The 14,022-nt window shown below is 36.7% G+C and carries 15 protein-coding genes and 1 pseudogene; 10 read left to right on the top strand and 6 right to left on the bottom strand.

From position 1 onward, the window contains the following. The first annotated feature begins 45 nt into the window (after positions 1–45). On the top strand, positions 46–915 hold the full coding sequence (locus FA727_RS08945; protein WP_246041810.1) for a 5'-3' exonuclease: 870 nt from the start codon (positions 46–48) through the stop codon (positions 913–915). Between the two features lie 77 nt (positions 916–992). Here the strand turns inward: FA727_RS08945 and FA727_RS25435 are convergent. Continuing rightward, a pseudogene (locus tag FA727_RS25435) lies at positions 993–2,046 on the bottom strand (metal ABC transporter solute-binding protein, Zn/Mn family). Between the two features lie 323 nt (positions 2,047–2,369). On the opposite strand from FA727_RS25435, the gene FA727_RS08935 reads away from it, so the two are divergent. From FA727_RS08935 to FA727_RS08925, 3 genes are all read left to right on the top strand, one after another. Next, positions 2,370–3,332 (top strand): CobW family GTP-binding protein, encoded by a 963-nt coding sequence (locus tag FA727_RS08935; RefSeq protein WP_158318825.1) that lies wholly within the window; start codon positions 2,370–2,372, stop codon positions 3,330–3,332. 128 nt (positions 3,333–3,460) lie between these two features. Then, positions 3,461–4,465 carry a permease gene (locus FA727_RS08930; protein WP_136830547.1) on the top strand — a complete coding sequence of 335 codons (1,005 nt, stop codon included), beginning with the start codon at positions 3,461–3,463 and terminating at the stop codon, positions 4,463–4,465. A gap of 4 nt (positions 4,466–4,469) precedes the next feature. Continuing rightward, the gene (locus tag FA727_RS08925; protein WP_246041762.1) at positions 4,470–5,357 is read left to right on the top strand and encodes a TIGR03943 family putative permease subunit; all 888 of its coding nucleotides are present in this window, start codon (positions 4,470–4,472) and stop codon (positions 5,355–5,357) included. Between the two features lie 373 nt (positions 5,358–5,730). Here FA727_RS08925 and sspL read toward each other — a convergent pair whose 3' ends face one another. Continuing rightward, positions 5,731–5,871: a small, acid-soluble spore protein L gene (gene sspL / locus FA727_RS08920; RefSeq protein ID WP_136830545.1), complete on the bottom strand. Its 141-nt coding sequence runs from the start codon at positions 5,869–5,871 to the stop codon at positions 5,731–5,733. Between the two features lie 125 nt (positions 5,872–5,996). Here sspL and FA727_RS08915 point away from each other — a divergent pair, with 125 nt between their 5' ends. Then, positions 5,997–6,488 carry a divergent PAP2 family protein gene (locus FA727_RS08915; RefSeq protein WP_136830544.1) on the top strand — a complete coding sequence of 164 codons (492 nt, stop codon included), beginning with the start codon at positions 5,997–5,999 and terminating at the stop codon, positions 6,486–6,488. Positions 6,489–6,525: 37 nt separating this feature from the next. Continuing rightward, positions 6,526–6,792, top strand: coding sequence for a DUF6123 family protein (locus FA727_RS08910; RefSeq protein ID WP_136830543.1), 267 nt, complete (start codon positions 6,526–6,528; stop codon positions 6,790–6,792). 56 nt (positions 6,793–6,848) lie between these two features. Here FA727_RS08910 and FA727_RS08905 read toward each other — a convergent pair whose 3' ends face one another. The 3 genes from FA727_RS08905 to FA727_RS08895 form a co-directional block, all read right to left on the bottom strand. Next, positions 6,849–7,772 carry a DMT family transporter gene (locus tag FA727_RS08905; RefSeq protein WP_136830542.1) on the bottom strand — a complete coding sequence of 308 codons (924 nt, stop codon included), beginning with the start codon at positions 7,770–7,772 and terminating at the stop codon, positions 6,849–6,851. A gap of 5 nt (positions 7,773–7,777) precedes the next feature. Then, positions 7,778–8,176, bottom strand: coding sequence for a reverse transcriptase-like protein (locus tag FA727_RS08900; protein WP_136830541.1), 399 nt, complete (start codon positions 8,174–8,176; stop codon positions 7,778–7,780). A 118-nt stretch (positions 8,177–8,294) separates the two neighbouring features. Then, positions 8,295–8,972 (bottom strand): queuosine precursor transporter, encoded by a 678-nt coding sequence (locus FA727_RS08895; protein WP_136830540.1) that lies wholly within the window; start codon positions 8,970–8,972, stop codon positions 8,295–8,297. A gap of 140 nt (positions 8,973–9,112) precedes the next feature. Between FA727_RS08895 and FA727_RS08890 the strand changes: the two genes are divergently transcribed. Both FA727_RS08890 and FA727_RS08885 read left to right on the top strand, forming a co-directional pair. Then, positions 9,113–9,769 (top strand): ribonuclease H family protein, encoded by a 657-nt coding sequence (locus FA727_RS08890; RefSeq protein ID WP_136830539.1) that lies wholly within the window; start codon positions 9,113–9,115, stop codon positions 9,767–9,769. 15 nt (positions 9,770–9,784) lie between these two features. Then, entirely contained in the window at positions 9,785–9,961 is a 177-nt protein-coding gene (locus FA727_RS08885) for a zinc-finger domain-containing protein (protein WP_136830538.1), read from the top strand. Positions 9,962–10,020: 59 nt separating this feature from the next. Here the strand turns inward: FA727_RS08885 and cspD are convergent, their stop codons facing one another. Further along, positions 10,021–10,221, bottom strand: coding sequence for a cold-shock protein CspD (gene cspD, locus FA727_RS08880; protein ID WP_019155915.1), 201 nt, complete (start codon positions 10,219–10,221; stop codon positions 10,021–10,023). Positions 10,222–10,473: 252 nt separating this feature from the next. Between cspD and FA727_RS08875 the strand changes: the two genes are divergently transcribed. Both FA727_RS08875 and FA727_RS08870 read left to right on the top strand, forming a co-directional pair. Further along, a complete protein-coding gene (locus tag FA727_RS08875; RefSeq protein ID WP_246041760.1) occupies positions 10,474–11,490 on the top strand; it encodes an HD-GYP domain-containing protein in 1,017 nt (338 codons plus the stop codon). Between the two features lie 284 nt (positions 11,491–11,774). Further along, entirely contained in the window at positions 11,775–13,925 is a 2,151-nt protein-coding gene (locus FA727_RS08870; protein ID WP_136830537.1) for a DNA topoisomerase III, read from the top strand. Positions 13,926–14,022: the final 97 nt, after the last annotated feature.

The raw sequence follows: 14,022 nt of genomic DNA, 5'->3' as shown, positions 1-14,022 counted from the left end.
TTAAATACAGGAGGGACGCACGTGGAATCCAATAGAAAATCGCTTATGCTTGTTGATGGAATGGCACTTCTTTTCCGTGCATTTTTTGCAACAGCTGTTACAGGACAATTTATGATCAATTCAAAGGGTGTCCCGACAAATGGTGTTCAAGGATTTTTAAAGCATATGCTAACGGCATTCTCTTCCTTCAATCCAAGTCATGTAGTAGTATGCTGGGATATGGGCAGTAAAACTTTTCGTACAGAAATGTTTCAGGACTATAAAGGGAATCGTGGCGAAGCGCCTGTAGAACTGATTCCTCAGTTTGATCTTGTAAAAGATGTTGTTGAAGCCTTTGATATTCCGAACATCGGATTAGCGGGTTATGAGGCAGATGACTGCATCGGTACGATTGCCAAAAACCTCGATGAAGATGTTGATATTTATATTTTAACAGGGGATAGAGATATCCTTCAGTTACTTGATGAACGAATCAAGGTAGTTCTTTTACAAAAAGGGTTTGGGAATTATTTAGTTCATACAAAGGATACTTTTTTTGAAGAGAAGGGTATCAAGCCACATCAAATGATTGACGTTAAGGCTCTTATGGGAGACCCAAGTGATAACTATCCGGGTGTGAGAGGAATTGGAGAAAAAACAGCGTTAAAGTTGATTCAACAATTCGAGCATGTGGATGGAGTTATTGCCAATTTGGATCAATTAACAAAAGGGCAAAAAACGAAAATCGAAGAAGATTTGGAGATGCTTCACTTAAGCCGAAAGTTGGCTGAAATTCATTGCGAGGTACCGATTGAGTATTCGCTTGAGGAAGCGATTCTAAACATTAACCGTGATAAAGTACTCGATAAATTTGCAGAGGTTGAATTTAAGGGACTTACGCGTTTTTTACAGTTGAATGAAGAAAATGTAGGCTAAAAAAAAGATACTCGTCAATTAGGCGAGTATCTTTTTTAGGTTAATGTGGCGCGCTTTAGGCTGGTTGCTTAACTACATTAGTTATTTAAAACTTTCCGTAATGTTTCGATATTTTTCTTCATAATCGTAAAGTAATCTTGCTTATTTTTAATATCTTCATCGGTAACAGATTCTAAATTATGCAATGTTTGTGGTTCTGCACCGAGCTCTTTTTGAATGATTTCTGCCACCTTTGAAGTTACATTTTGGTCAAAAATCACGTATTTAATTTTATGTTCTTTGGATTCCTCGACAGCTTCCTTTAGCTGACTTTGAGAAGGTTCCTGTGTTGGAGAAAGTCCGGAAATTGATAGCTGTTCAATACCGTAACGGTCTGCCCAATAGCCGTAAGCAGCATGTGAAACTAAGATTTCTTTAGTTGATGCTTGATTTACAGTGTCCGCAAATTCTTGATCCAATGCTTCTAAATTCTTTTTCAAATCTTCAAAGTTAGATTCAAAAAACTTTTTTTATCCGATGCTAATTCCACTAATGCATTTTTAATATTTTCCGCAAGTTGAATAGAGCGGATTGGATCAAGCCAAACATGAGGGTCATATTCACCGTGATTGTGTCCATCTTCATCCTCAGCGTGTTCGTGATCGTGTACTTCTTCGCTCTCAGCAGAATCATAGTCATGAACTTCTTCACCCTCGATGTGTTCGTGATCATGCTCTTCTTCATCTTCGCATGTTCATGTTCATGTGTGCTTTTCAGCAATTCTATTCCATCCGCAGCCCTAATTATTTTTACATCTTCATCTTTCAACGTTTCAACGGCTTTATCCGCAAAGCCCTCCACACCGGCACCTGTGTAAATAAACAGATCTGCACCTGCGATATCTACCATCGTTTTTGTAGTAGGTTCAAATGAATGGGCATCCACATTTGGAGGATAGACACTTTTGACTTTTACTTTATCCCCACCTATTAAACTAGTGAAATTTTCAAGTGGAAATATAGTCGTATACACAGTTATTTGCTCATTCTTGTTCACGTCTGTTTCTTTTTCTCCTGAAGCATTATTGGAACAGCCACCCAGAAACGCAGCAACAGTGAGCATTACTACATAATAGATAACCTTTAATTTCATTTAAAAAAACAACTCCCTTTAAAAATATATCATTACTAAAGCTTAAGAGTGTATCTAAATAGTAATGGTTACGATTTGTGCTTTATAGTAATGTTTACGACTTGTAAATAAAAATTTTCGTAATCATTACGATTTGGAGCGGGGAAGCAAAATAAATTGCCATTACTTCCTCTGTTGTTTCGTCTTAAAAAGAGGCGTCAAATATGACGTTAGTTGAATTTTTGGTCATAAAATTTCGGTTTCCTAATAGACTTAAATATAAATAATAATCATTACGATTTATTATGATTTTTAACAAGATGTTAGAAGAGGAGATAGGTGTAATGAAAAAAATACCCGTGTATATGATTAGTGGATTTTTGGGAAGTGGAAAAACGACAGTCCTCTTAAATATGTTAAAAGAATTCAAAAGGAACAATCTCCGTCCAGGGATTATTTTGAATGAATTAGGAGAAATCAACGTGGAAAGCCATTTGTTTGAAAATCAGCACATACGAGAGTTATTAAATGGATGTATTTGTTGTTCGATTCAGGACGATTTAAAAGCCACATTAAATGAATTTATAGAAGAGATGACGAAGAATACCATTGATGTTTTATTAATTGAAGGAACTGGCGTTGCAAATCCATTAGAAATAAAAGAAGCACTTTTAGGAACAGAATACACGGAATATTTTGAACTGCACTCGATGATTAGCCTTATAGATGCTAGCCAATTTCTAGAATATCAAAGTATTTTTTCAAGTTCGGCAGAGGTGCGTAAACTGTTGAAAGAGCAAATCTCAAGTGCCTCCGTTGTGTTACTAAATAAAGTTGACCTTGTTAAAGAGCAATCTTTAGCCAAGATGGAGGGGAAAATAAAAGAACAGATCGAAACGGATGTACCGATATATAAAACAAAATTCGGAGTTATCCCAGAAAAGGAGTTATTTTTAAAACGTTACAGGGTAAATCATGACGATAGAAGTGATGAACATCATCACCATGCTCATCATCATCATTCTACTATCAACGCTTTACGGATCGACAAATTGCCTGCAATAAAAAAGAGAGAACTTGAATCATGGTTAATAGGGTTACCGAAAACGGTCCTAAGAGGAAAAGGAATTATTCAACTAGAGAGTGGTGGCTTTTATAATTTTCAATTTTCCTCTGGTACATTGTTGTTCGAGAAAATAAGAGACTCTTCAACAATCCAACCAACGATGATATTAATCGGGGACCAGTTAAATAAGGATGAAATTTTAGAAAATTATAATCGTACATTTAAAACTAAAAGTATATAAATTGTTTAAGTGGGCGGCGGCAAAATGTTCGTCTGCCCTTCTTTTTTTATGATTGTACACTTAAATTGAAACTTATCGCATATATATTGAAGATGAGTTGAAGTAAGAGATAAAGGAATGATTTTTCAATGCGCCATATACACTCATATTTAATCGATTTTACAAGTTTAATAGCCATCAGTGTTGTCCTCTATTTTATATTGTTTACTCAATTGGCTGGTGAAAAACTGTCCTTTCACATTTCGGATTCTTTTCTGCAATTAAATACCATTTTCTTAAGTATTCTTATTGAAGCTATTCCATTTGTTTTAATTGGGGTACTTATCGCTGGGTTCATTCAAATATTCGTGACAGAGGATCATATTCGCCGTTTGATTCCCAAAAACCGATTTTTGGCTGTCGTGATGAGTTGTGTGGTTGGTGCTTTGTTTCCTGCTTGTGAGTGTGGAATTGTCCCGATTGTAAGAAGATTAGTGGAAAAGGGAGTCCCACTACATGCTGGAGTGGGATTCCTCCTAACGGGCCCGCTCATTAATCCGATTGTCATATTCTCTACTTACATGGCGTTTGGAAATGATAGTAAAATGGCTGCTTTAAGGATGGGAATTGGTTTTGTAGCAGCTGTAGTTATAGCTCTAAGCATCAGTATTCTATTTAGGTCAAAACAATTGAAACATACGATTTCGGACTTTACTTCGTCAGATCCTACAATGAAAAGGAATGAGTCATTTACTGTCAAAATCGAAGGTATGATGAAACATTCCATCGATGAATTTTTTGATATGGGAAAATACTTGATTATTGGGGCATTTATCGCAGCTGCAGTTCAAACGCATATCTCAGCAAACTCTCTTTTTGTCTTTGGTGATGGGGTCGTTGGTTCATCGGTTGTTATGATGGGACTAGCCTATATCTTGTCCTTATGTTCGGAAGCGGATGCCTTTATTGGAGCATCTTTTAGCAATTTAGTTCCCTCAGCCTCCATCTTAGCATTCTTAGTATTTGGCCCGATGATTGATTTGAAAAATACAATTATGTTATTGAGTATGTTTAAAGCTAGGTTTGTATTGATTTTATTGGTACTCATTACGGTTTTTGTATTTATTTGTACTACCTTATTGAGTTTCTTTTAGGAGGATGAAAGAAATGGTAGGCGCCCGGTTTCAGCATTTCTTAAAAGCTATTCTATTGATGGCCTTTGATTTGTTTTTTATTAAGCTTCATACCACTGGTGATATTTCCAAATATATTAATCCTAAATATGAAAATATGAGTTTCGTTGCCATTTGGATTTTTACATTACTATTTTTAATTCAACTGTTTCGGATATGGGAAAATAATCGTAATGAACATGCCTATTGTCCTCCAGGATGCAATCATGATCATGGTGATTCGGCATCGGTGCCTAGAAAATTAGTTAACTACTCGATCATTCTTTTTCCACTGGTAACAGGATTTGCATTATCACCAAGCGTATTGGATGCTTCTATTGCTGCTAATAAAGGAACTGTCCTTCCTCAGTCTAATAGTAACTCATACGAAGAAGAATTAATGGAGTATGAGTTTGGCTATGATGAAGAAGTAATAGATAATGATAATTTTCTATCAGACAAAGAATATGATGATAAAATGAAAAAATTAGAGCAGTCAGAGTTGATTGAGATGAAGGAAGACATATTCGCCTCATACTATGAAGCTATAAGTGACTCTCCTGTAAATTTTCAAGGGAAAAAAATAAAAGTTCAAGGATTTGTTTATAAGGAAAAGGGGATGCGGGGAAATCAGTTAGTACTTTCCAGATTTCTCATTACGCATTGTATTGCAGATGCAAGCATCATCGGTTTGATGGCAGAATTAGAGAAAGCAAATGAATATCCAGAAGATACGTGGCTTGAAATGGAAGGAACGCTGGATGTAATGATCTACAACGGAGTTGAAATACCAGTAATTAAAGCGGTGAATTGGAAAGTGATTGAAGAACCTACTAGTCCCTATATTTATCCGGTATTGACTAAAATACTGTAGATTCAGTGCGGTTCGAGATGTTGTTTCACACAGAGAACTTTAAACTTGAGACATGAAGCGTTCATGAAGACACTACTGTGAGAAAGTCTCGGAACAATGTCCGCATGAAGCGTTCATGAAGCCACTAATGTAAGAAGACCTCGAAACAATGTCCGCATGAAGCGTTCATGAAGCCACTAATGTGAGAAGACCTCGAAACAATGTCCGCATGAAGCGTTCATGAAGCCACTAATGTGAGAAGACCTCGAAACAATGTCCGCATGAGCCGTTCATAAAGACACTAATTTCGGAAACCTGCAAAACAATGTCCTCATGGAACGGCCATGTAGATAATATTTTAGAAAGCTGTTGTAAAACTACTTCTTAAATCCTTTTAAATCTTTGTATTCCCTTTCTTTGCTCGCGCCTCTAATTCACTTTTGGGGTTTTCCGTTAACTCGGCATCTTGGCCGTATCCTTGAGGATTGACTCCCGGTGCTTTCTTTCCTCGATTACGCTGGTTATGTTTAGCCATTCAAACACCTCCCTTGTCATGCTTAAAGTATTTGCATACGGACGGAATGTCATGCAATACCTTTGCATAGTTTGTTGCCTTGTAAATCAAACTAAAGCTTAGAGCCTAAAAAAAGAGGTGTAGCTATGAATAAAGGGGTATACATTGCTTTACTGAGTATTGGACTCGCTCAAGGATTGAAAATTCCGATTCACTACATGAAGGAACTGGAATGGAGACCAGAGTTATTTTTTCAAACGGGTGGCATGCCGAGTTCTCATTCAGCTGGAGTGTCATCTTTGACAACCTATATTGCTCTACAGAGAGGAGTACCTACCATTGATTTTGCTCTTTCCCTCGTTTATGGCTTAATTGTGATGTATGATGCGCAAGGAATTAGACGCCAAACAGGAGAGCTCACATTAAAGGTAAATGATTTAGGTGATTTAATCGACAAAATTCACCATGACGAAAAAGTGAAGTTTGAGCAAAAATCCCCGAAAAAGCTCAAAGAAATGCTTGGCCATAAGCCTGAAGAGGTTTTAGGTGGAGCAATGCTTGGAGTGTTGACTGGCACTTTAGGGCATTTATTATCAAAAAAAGATAGAAAATGGTCGAAATTTAGGCTAAAATTTTAGAAGGAATAAGAAGTTCAGGCGGGAGAGGGACTTTGTTGTGGGATTAGAAGAATATTTACAGCTACTAGAAGGAAAGGGTTTTCAGTTCGGAGAAGATGCAATTGGTTTTATTTATTTCGGTAAGCAATATACGGATGCATCGGATGAGCTTGCGCGTACAGCTTTGGAATTAACATTGAAGGCACAAAAAAGATTTGATGGGAGTTTTTATGTCTCTTTACTAGAAATGTTTAAATCCAATCAAATTACGTCTAGGTCAGAAGCGCTAAAATTTATTAAAGAAAAAAATATTTTAGCTATTTAAGGCTATACATACAGGAACAAATTTTAGGGCACACTCCGTTTCGAGTGTGCCTTTCTTTATAGTCCAAGAGAATTCTTTTTTTGACGAACAAATAACTTTGTATCTGGAAGTTCGGCAAAAATCATTCCAGCTAAAATTAATAAGCAACCGATAATGGCGCTAACCGATAGTCGGTCATGAGCCCATATGAAACCAGCAATAGCTGCAAAAACCGGTTCTGTTGCAAAGATTAATGCAACCCTTGTAGGAGTCGTGAACTTTTGAAAATTCGTTTGAGCAAAGAAAGCCAGAGCTGTTGCAAAAACAGCCGTGATGATAAGAGCAACTAGAACATCGTGGCTAAATAGTATCTTCGGTTGAAAGGCAAGAGTCCAATCTTCGAAGAAAAAGGAGTAGATCATCGAATAAATAGCGACTGTTCCAATTTGAATAACTGTTAATAAGAGGGAAGGGTAACTGCTACTATATTTACCTGTGTAAACAATTTGCATAGCAAATCCGATCGCACAAATAAAAACCAATGCATCTCCTTTATTAAGTTCTGTAACATCTGTCATTGTTAGGAAGTAAAGTCCGATTGTAGCGACTAAAACGCCGATAACGGCTTTTTTCTTTGGCTGCTGTTTTAATAATAAAAACGTTAAAATTGGCACAAATACAACACTTAATCCTGTGATAAAACCAGCTTTTGAAGAACTTGTATATAACAATCCGGCGGTTTGTGTTGCATAACCTAGAAATAACCAGCCTCCTATTATGACGCCAGAGAGTATTATTTTTCGATTCAAGTGCTTCAATTGTTCTCTTTCAAAAAGAAATAACCATCCACCTAATAGCAGGGCTGCTAATAAGAACCGTACGCTAATAAACGTGATGGGTGGAAGGAAGTCAATGGCGTTTTGCACAATAACAAAGGTAGTGCCCCAGACAAACGCCACAAGTAATAAAGATATATCAGCGAATAATGTTTTTTTAGACAAAGCTTCTACCTCTTTTCTGTATTTTTCCGAATAGCAGTTCTTGCGAGATTGTCTGCTGTTTTATTCTCAGAGCTTGGAATCCACTTCATGAAAAATAAATCAAATTTATTCATCAATCGAAGTGCTTCCTCGAGAAAAGGAGCATACACTTTATTTTTAACAAACTCTTTTTCCACTGCGCGATTTACTAACTCTGAATCGGTTCGAAATGAGACAACTTTATATTCTTTTTCATGACAAATCTTTAAGGCTTCAATAAACGCAACAAATTCCGCTTCATGGTTGCTCATGATTCCAAGGGGGAGGGCATAATTCTCAAGTTCCCCGTTGCCTTTTATAAAAATCCCAGCACCACTTGGCCCTGGATTTCCTGCACTTGCTCCATCTATGTATACTTCAATCAAGATGAAATCCTCCCAGAATAAACTAATCATAGTGTATCATGAATGTTAAATAATCTGCCATTTGTGAAGATTGTTTTTTCTTCTAGATGAATAAAAAAGGATACCGAAAACGGTATCCTTAAGGCTTTGCTGGAAAGCGTTTGGCAATATATCCAAACGGGGTATCTAATAAAGCTATGATAAATTTTAACAAATACGTCGTAATAAATATTTGAACCCACTCATTGAATGGATAGACGCCTAAGAAAGCGATACTTGTAAATACAATTGTATCTAACAATTGGCTTAACATCGTACTTCCGTTATTACGAATCCAAAATTGCCCATCTGTAGGGAATTTGTTTCTTAAATAGGAAAAGATATAAACATCAGCAAATTGACTTACAAGATATGCAACTAAACTTCCGAGCGCAATTCTTGGTAAGATCCCGAATATAGCACTTAGATGTTCTTGGGCAAAATCGATTTCATGTGGTTTAAATAACAGAACCATTTGCATAATAATAGTCATTGTAAGTAATGTAAAGAAACCGAGCCAAACTGCTTTTTTTGCGTCATCTTTCCCATACTTTTCGTTTAAAATATCAGTAACAAGAAAAGCAGACCCATACATGGCATTCCCGAGTGTGGCCGTTAAGCCAAAGATTTCTATTGTTTTGACAACCTGAAGATTGGCTAAAACAGTAGAGAAACCGATCCAAACGAACAAACCAGTTTTTCCGAAGAGTCGGTAACAGACCAGTAGTAGAATAAAATTCACGATTACGAAGACAAGGCCGAACCATTCATTAAACATATATTATCCTCCTGTAGTTTTGATAATGCGGGAGTTTACGAACCGCATAGGCTTATTAAATTGTCCTTGACCATTATAACGATATTTATGCACAGTGAAAATAGGAAATGTTTATTCTATAGTAGAAACGGGTTGAAAATATGAAATATCAAATCGAGATGCAGTATAAAATAACTGGAAATCGCAAAGTATTGTTTAAATCAGATTGGCTTGATGCAGAAATGGCTCTTTTAACAGGAGAACAATTAGAAAAATCGGGAAGGGCGACAGATTTATCTTTTATCGATGAAATGAATAGCTCTTGGTCGCTGAAGGAGCTTCGAAAGCTGTCTGCAGAAATTGAAGAAGAGCCACATGATATTGAGGTCTATTTTGATGGAGGATTTAATAAAGATACGAATGAAGCTGGATTGGGTGCCATTATCTATTATAAACAGGGGAAAAAGAACTTCCGTTTAAGAGGCAATGAGCTCATAGAACAAATGGATACGAATAATGAAGCAGAATATGCTGCTCTTTACTATGCATTGAATTTGCTTGAGGAACTCGGCGTACATCATCTGCCTGTTGAAATTAAAGGAGATTCACAAGTCGTCCTAAAGCAATTAGAAGGGGAATGGCCTTGTTTTGAAGAAAATTTAAATCGTTGGCTCGACAGAATAGAAGAGAAAATGAAGGAATTAGGAATTGAACCACGTTATGAGGCGTTACCTCGAAAGGAAAATAAAGAGGCGGACCGATTGGCTACTCAGGCTCTTGAAGGAACCATCATTAATAGCACAATCGAGATTAATTAAAAGGGAGTAGATCACTTGAATCGAAAGCAAGTATTGTTGGAAGTTGAAGAAATTTTGAACAGCTATTGCAAGGGTTGTTTTTTACATAAATACCATAAGAAAGAAATTGGAAGGACGTATGCCCATAAATTTTGCATTTCACAATGTACGGTTGGGCAAAAAATTAAAATGATTGGTGATAAGTTAACTTAAAAGCAACGATTTAAAAGGCTGGCGAAAATTCGCCAGCCTTGAATGATAATATAAGATTATTATAGCTTTACAACGTTAGAAGCTTGTGGTCCACGGTTGCCTTCGACGATTTCGAAAGAAACTTCTTGACCTTCTTCTAATGATTTAAAACCGTCACCTTGGATTGCAGTGAAATGTACGAATACATCGTCTCCGCCTTCAACTTCGATAAATCCAAAACCTTTTTCATTGTTGAACCATTTTACTTTACCATTTTGCATATTAAACGTTGCCTCCTAAGCCATTCAAGACACTAAAGATGTGTCGAAGATAGATTACCATCAAACGGAATATATTAATCTAAATGTTTCCAAATGCGGAAATATATTCTGAATAATGATGTTATTAATATACAGGATCAAATAGGCATTCGTCAAGCAATGTAAGGGCTTTTATGATAAAACGACAAAAAATTCAAAATAGTCATTGTTTAAATTTGGAAAATATACTATTCTGATGTTATAGGGGTTTGTTTGAAAGTTCAGAAAGTAGGTGGAAACATGAGAAAAGGGTTTGGTACGATCATTAATAAAAATTCATCTATGACAATTTCGGAAATTGATGCGATATTAGAGTCGATGAAAGAGTACAAAGAGCCAATACATCAATTAAAAGATCCACATCCATTCAGCCGCCTAATGATAAAGGAAATTACGAAAGAAATTGATGTAGCGACAATTCATATGAAAGAACTATTTCATGATGTTGGGAATGGTGGCGAGCTATCTCTAGAAATTCTCCATGAAAATATTTTTCCAACTATTAAACAAGCCGCTAAAATACCTCACTTATATCATTTATTCTATGAATTAAATGAAAAGGATGAATATACGTATAGACACACAATTTGTGTAGGAATTATTGCAACAATGATTGGAAAGTGGTTGAACCTGCCACCTAAAGATTTGAATGATTTAACGTTAGGGGCTACCCTGCATGATATTGGGAAAGCGAAAATATCTACCGAAATATTACATAAACCTGGAAAGCTTACAAAAGAAGAATACGATGAAATGAAGCTTCATACCATTTATGGTTATGAATTACTGAAAAACATTGACTCGATTAACGAAAATGTGGCACTTATTGCGTTACAGCACCATGAGAGAGAAGATGGAAAGGGCTATCCACTGGGCCTAGCAGGTCACCAGATTAGTTATTTATCAAAAATCGTTGCTGTTGCTGATGTTTTTCATGCCATGTCATCAGAAAGAGTATACCATCGGGCATCTCCATTTTATGCGGTTATGAAACAAATGCAAAATGATGCTTTCGGCAAGCTCGACCCTAATATTGTCTTAACTTTCATGAATAAGATTATGAATAGTTTAGTAGGAAAAAGAGTGTTGCTCACGGATCAAAGTGTAGGGACCATTCTTATGATTGACCCATACGATCCGATTCGATGTCTAATTCAAACGGATGAGAGATTAATTGATTTAAGATATAGTCAAAGTATACAAATTGAAAAAGTGCTTGAAGAAGTATAAAAGTCGTTTTTTTATAAGAATATTAAAGCAAAGGCGCGCATTCTGTGCCTTTGCTTTAACTTTTCTGTCAAAAATTTCTCGCCTTTTTTTTTCCTAATGAGGTACAATAAAAACGAGAGTCGACTTAATCAAGTACGTTAGATGCATAAAAAACGAACAAAACTATGAATACAAGAGCTATGATTTTTTTAGAGTTAAACTCTCAAAAGGCGGTTCGATTTTTTATTTGAAATGAGCAATTGATTAAAGTAATTGAATTTGTAAAATTGGAAGTGAGCAATTCTATGAAACTCATTATTGCCGAAAAGCCTGACCAAGGTTTGACGCTAGCATCCGTTTATAAAATGAAACGTAAACAAGGTTATATCGAAGTTCTACCAAATGAAGTATTCCCCAACGGAGCGTATGTCACCTGGGCAATCGGACATATCACTCAACTAATCCCCCCCGAAAAATATGACACGAACTGGAAGAAATGGTCCCTTCAAACCTTACCCATGATTCCCACTCAATTCCAATACGAAGTTTCAAAGGACAAATGGAAGCAGTATGCGGTGATTCAACAGCTTCTTTCTGATCCACAAGTGACTGAAGTTATTCATGCAGGCGATGCGGGGCGAGAAGGTGAATTGATCGTTCGGAATATCCTTCGTTTAACAAAGTGTGATAAACCGATGAAACGTCTTTGGATTTCATCTTTGACGAAGAAGGCCATCCACGAAGGGTTTCTAAGTTTACTGACTGAAAATGATACAAGAAACCTTTATTATGAAGCCTATACGCGAGCATGTGCTGATTGGGTTGTCGGCATGAATGCTTCAAGACTTTATAGCCTTTTACTACAGCAAAAAGGATTTTCAGATGTCTTTTCAGTTGGACGAGTACAGACTCCGACTCTTGCTCTTATTGTGAAGAGAGAACATGAAATCGATTCATTTGTTTCAGATCCATTTTGGGAAGTCAAAGCAAAGTTTCAAATCGATAAGAAGAAGTATGAAGGTAAATGGGAAAAAGACGGAGAAACAAGAATCGATTCTAAGGAAATGGCAGAAAAAATTGCTGCTTTCTGTGAGGGAAAAGAAGCTGTCGTTGCCGATGTGCAAGCTGAAAAAAAGGAATACTTGCCGCCATTTCTCTATAATTTATCTTCTTTGCAGGCAGATGCGAATCGCCGTTTTAAATTTTCTCCAAAGAAAACACTGGATATTGTGCAACAGTTATATCAAAAGGGAATCGTTTCCTATCCTCGTTCTGATTCAAGGCATGTGACACAAGGTGAAGCTGAAATGTTCCCAGAAATCTTAGGGAAGCTTGAAAAGCTACCTGAGTACGATGGGCTGTTTCCACTTCCAGTTTCATCAATTATGGATAATACGAGATACGTGAACGATAAAAAAGTTACGGATCACTATGCGATTATTCCAACTGAGCAGGTTCCTTCGATGGCCAGCTTGAGCCCTGATGAGCAAAAGATGTACGATTTAATTGCACGAAGCCTGATTGCTGCTCACTATGGTAAATCCATAACCGAATATACAACTGTGAAAACGTTGGTGGATGAAAGAGCTACCTTTCAATCAAAGGGAAAAGTACAGGTCGAAGAAGGCTGGAGGAAGGTTATTCCACAATATGAAAAGGATAAAGACTCAAGTCTTCCGATCTTGCAAACTGGAGAAACAGGTAAAGTAGCAAAGGTAGAAGTGAAGGAAAGTAAGACACAACCTCCTAAACGTTTTACAGAAGGCCAATTAATCACGATCATGAAAACAGCTGGTAAGCATATTGAAGATAAAGAGCTTGAAAAGGTTCTGATGAAAACAGAAGGATTGGGAACAGAAGCGACACGTGCAGGAATTATTACGATGCTAAAAGATAGAAAATATATTGATATTCGTAAAAATCTCGTCTATGCCACAGCAAAAGCGAAAATACTCATTCAGGCGATCGGAGACGAGATCTTAGCTTCTCCGGAGATGACTGCTAAATGGGAGCAGCGTCTAAAGGAAATCTCAGAAGGACAAGCAGCCCCGAAGCAATTTATGGAAAATACGAATAAAATGATTACGCATCTAATTTCTACAACAACTGAAGCTTCTGCAAAATGGGAGTTTGCTGAAGACATGAAAGAAGGCTTTGTTCCAGGAAAACAGCCTGGACAAAAGCGGCAACCGACGAGCTTAGGCACTTGTAAAAAATGCTCAGGTACTGTAATCGATAAAGGAAGCTTTTATGGATGTTCGAGTTATCAAACGACCAAGTGTGATTTTACGATTTCGAAAAAGATCCTTGGGAAATCGATCACACAAAAGCAGGTCAAGATTCTTTTATCAGAAGGAAGTACTGAGCTCATTCAAGGATTTAAAGGCAAAGAGAAAGAGTTTGATGCGAAACTCACTTGGAACGATACGGAGAAAAAAGTAAAGTTTATTTTTTAACAATAGAAGAACGACTTCTCCGTACTTCCTTATTTCTTGTATCCCTTTTCATTGTATTGTAAACTTTGATTATGAGTAAAAAAACTTTTGTGTTAGT

Origin of the sequence: Robertmurraya kyonggiensis (assembly GCF_005116465.1) — a bacterium.
Lineage (GTDB): Bacteria > Bacillota > Bacilli > Bacillales > Cytobacillaceae > Robertmurraya > Robertmurraya kyonggiensis.
This window is presented reverse-complemented; position numbering and strand designations above follow the sequence as displayed.